This is a genomic window from Mesorhizobium sp. M7A.F.Ca.CA.004.12.1.1 (assembly GCF_003997835.1).
In the GTDB taxonomy this organism is placed as follows: domain Bacteria; phylum Pseudomonadota; class Alphaproteobacteria; order Rhizobiales; family Rhizobiaceae; genus Mesorhizobium.
This window is the reverse complement of the sequence record NZ_RZRK01000747.1, coordinates 1-2,964: the sequence shown is the minus strand read 5'-3', so window position 1 is coordinate 2,964 and position 2,964 is coordinate 1. Positions and strand designations below refer to the sequence as shown.

Genomic DNA, 2,964 nt, shown 5'->3' with positions numbered 1-2,964 from the left:
TTGTCGCCGTAGGCTGCCTGGCGCGGATCTATTGGCCGGCAATCGGCGAGGCTTTCCTCTGGCGCGGCTTTTCAGGCCCGCCGATGGATCCAGCCTCGTTACGGCTGGCGGGGTTCCTGGTGGCGGCGTTCGCCTGCCTGCTTGGTGCAGGGCTGTTTTGGGCCGGCCTCTTGCCGGACCGGTCGGGCCAAGCAGCGGGCGCGCCGCTGTTTGGTCGCGCGGCGGAGATGCAGGACGTTGGCACGCCCGGCCTGCGCAGAGTCTTTCTCGTCCTGCCATTGGTCGTGGTCGCCGCACTGGCCGCCGACCGGTTCGGCCCTTGGCATGAAGGCGGCGACATAGCCAGCGAGCCCGTCGAACCGAAGGCCGACGAACCCAATCCTGGCGAGCCGAAGGCCAACGAACCCAAGGGGCAGGATGTCGCCAGCGCGCCGCCGGCCTCAGAGCCGGCAGCCCCACCGCCTGCACCAGCAGAAGCTGCTTCGCCGCCGGAGGCCGCCGATCCGCCTGCGGCACCGGTCCCACTGACGCCGCCGGCGCTGGTGCAACCGACCCCGCCAACGCTAGTGCCGCCGACCGCGCCCGCGCCTCCGGCGCCGCCGGAGGTCGCGGTCATTCCGCCGCCCATCGTGGCGCCATTGCCGCCGGCTCCGCCGCCGCTACCGACGCAGCCCGAGGGCCACCGCGACTCGGTCGTCTGGCTGGCGGTGGCGCCCGACGGGCACTCGATCATGAGCGCCAGCACCGATCACACGATCAAGCTGTGGGACATCGCCGCCAAGCAGCTGATCCGCACTCTCGGCGTGCACAAGGATATGGCCCGCACGGCGCTGTTCATGCCCGACGGCGTCAGCGCGCTGACGGCCGGCGACGACGGCGAGATCGTGCAGCGCAAACTTTCCGACGGCGCGGTGCTGCATGTCTTCTCCTCGGGCGGCAATGGCGGCGTCAGAAAGCTGGCGATCAGCCCGGACGGCAAACATGCCATCAGCGGGCACGACACGGGCAATGTCATCGTCTGGGATCTCAAGAAGGGCGCTGTGCTGCACGCCATGAGCGGGAACGGCTGGTCGGTCAGCGCCGTCGCCGTCTCGCCCGATGGCAGGCAAGCCCTCAGCGGCAGCATAGACGGCACACTGAAACTTTGGGACATCGAAAGCGGCAAGCAATTACGAAGTTGGCACGGGCATGAGCGAGGCACATATGGCGCCGCGTTCACCGCCGACGGGCATCATCTGGTCACCGGCAGTGGCGATTACACGATCAAGCTCTGGGATCTAGACAGCGGCCGCGAAGCGCGCCGCTTTGAAGGCCACGAAGGCACCGTCTACTCATTGGCGCTGTCGGCCGACGGCCAGCGCCTGGTCTCCGGCTCGCTCGACGGCACGGCGCGGCTGTGGGACATGGACACCGGCAACCAGATCGCGATGTTCGATAGCCGGACCGGCCCGATCTACGCGGTGGCCTTCACCGCCGATGGCACGGTGGTGACCGGCGGCAACGACCGCACCATCAGGGATTGGCCGGCCGCCGGCGGCGACAGCGTCGTGCTGTTTGCCGGCGCGCCGGAGTGAACGGAACCTTGATCGCATTGTCCGCCGTGCTATGAAAAACCATGTCAGCTCCCAGCCTCCCGGACAACGCGCCGCTCATTGTCATCGATCTCCAGACCGGCATGTTCGACGGTGTGCACGAGCCGCCGATCCATGATGCGCGAGATATTGTCGAGCGCACCAAGGCGGTGATCGATTGGGCGCGGCGCGGCGGGCGCAAGGTCGCTTTTATCAGGCATGACGGACCCGATGGCGACCCGTTGGCACCGGATGAGCCGGGCTGGCCGGTTTGGCCCGCGCTCGGCCAGGCGGCGGACGAGCCGACCTTTGCCAAATCGGTGCGCGATGCATTCAGCAATCCCGCCTTCGGCGATTGGGTGGCCGGGCAAGGTGCGGGTGCTGTCGTGCTCTTGGGCGCACAGACCGATTTTTGCGTGGCCGCGACGGTCAAGGGCGCGGTCGCCAGAGGGCTCGGCGTGACCGTGGTGTCCGATGCGCACAGCACGCTGGACAATGCCAGCGAGAGTGCCGAACAGGTCATCACCAGGCACAATGGCGAATTCGCGGAGGCCGGTGTCAATCTGGTGACCACAAAGGCGCTTGTCGGCGGCTGAAGCCCGACCGTCGCCGCAGGCGGCATTATCAGGCAGGCCGGGTTGAGGACTTCGCGAGGGAAGGCAGCGCCAGGCGGCTGCCGTGGTCGACGCGGACGGGGGGGCGCATTGTTGGGATGGCTCGGGCGCCCGCGTCAACCAGGGCGGCTCGTACCGCCGCATTAGCAACATTGCACATCGCAGGTCGCTCGAAACTTCCGCGAAAGCGGAATAGGCCGGAGCAAAAGTGCGGATTCGGCTGAGACTTTCGGCGCGCTTTCCCGGTACGGGGAATCAAAAAGTCTGCTGGTTGTCGGCATGCCCCTCAAGGCGTCCGTCGCTCCTGCACCGGATCGGCGAGGAACGACGCCGCAATCAGGTCGTCGGCATCGATCCGGCCATGACGATCTTCCATGATGGCCGCGACCTTTTGAAAGGTTTTCATTTCGGCATCCGTCACCCGCGCATTGCGCATTCTGGCTTGGAGATCGGCCAGGCGAACGCCCAAAGCAGGGGATCTCACAGCTTTGCTTGTCATCTTCACTCGTCCTGTTTGGAACCTGACATGTGCGACCCGCCGCCATGGCTGGCGGCGGGTTTGGGACCGTTCGAAATTCAGTCGTAGACCTTGACGATCTTGCGGGTGCCCGGATCCACCAGGACTGTGCGGTTGTCGACGACCACGTAGCGGTATTGGACATCGGGGATCTCATGAAGCTCGACCGTTTCCGGCAACGCGCTACCAATATTCAGTTCCACACCGGGAACCTTGACCGAAGCGAGGGGCTGCTTCTTCACATACTCGCGGATGACCGTGT

The 2,964-nt window shown here is 66.1% G+C and carries 4 protein-coding genes; 2 read left to right on the top strand and 2 right to left on the bottom strand.

Annotated features, from left to right (window positions below; all coding sequences use genetic code 11):
• Positions 1 to 1,574, top strand: a 1,574-nt coding sequence (locus tag EN984_RS28845) for a WD40 repeat domain-containing protein (RefSeq protein WP_164765715.1), incomplete at its 5' end; no start/stop codon positions are given.
• A gap of 41 nt (positions 1,575 to 1,615) precedes the next feature.
• Positions 1,616 to 2,167, top strand: a complete 552-nt coding sequence (locus EN984_RS28840) for an isochorismatase family protein (protein WP_127268523.1) — start codon at positions 1,616 to 1,618, stop codon at positions 2,165 to 2,167.
• 304 nt (positions 2,168 to 2,471) lie between these two features.
• Here EN984_RS28840 and EN984_RS28835 read toward each other — a convergent pair whose 3' ends face one another.
• Both EN984_RS28835 and EN984_RS28830 read right to left on the bottom strand, forming a co-directional pair.
• Positions 2,472 to 2,684, bottom strand: coding sequence for a hypothetical protein (locus EN984_RS28835; protein WP_127268529.1), 213 nt, complete (start codon positions 2,682 to 2,684; stop codon positions 2,472 to 2,474).
• Positions 2,685 to 2,761: 77 nt separating this feature from the next.
• Positions 2,762 to 2,964 (bottom strand): DUF1236 domain-containing protein (locus EN984_RS28830; protein ID WP_127384138.1); only part of this gene is annotated, 203 nt, incomplete at its 5' end.

What these genes read in the sequence shown, in the direction of transcription:
- EN984_RS28840 (WP_127268523.1), top strand. Translation starts at nt 1,616, where the DNA reads ATGTCAGCTCCCAGCCTCCCGGACAACGCGCCGCTCATTGTCATCGAT.
- EN984_RS28835 (WP_127268529.1), bottom strand. Translation starts at nt 2,684, where the DNA reads ATGACAAGCAAAGCTGTGAGATCCCCTGCTTTGGGCGTTCGCCTGGCC.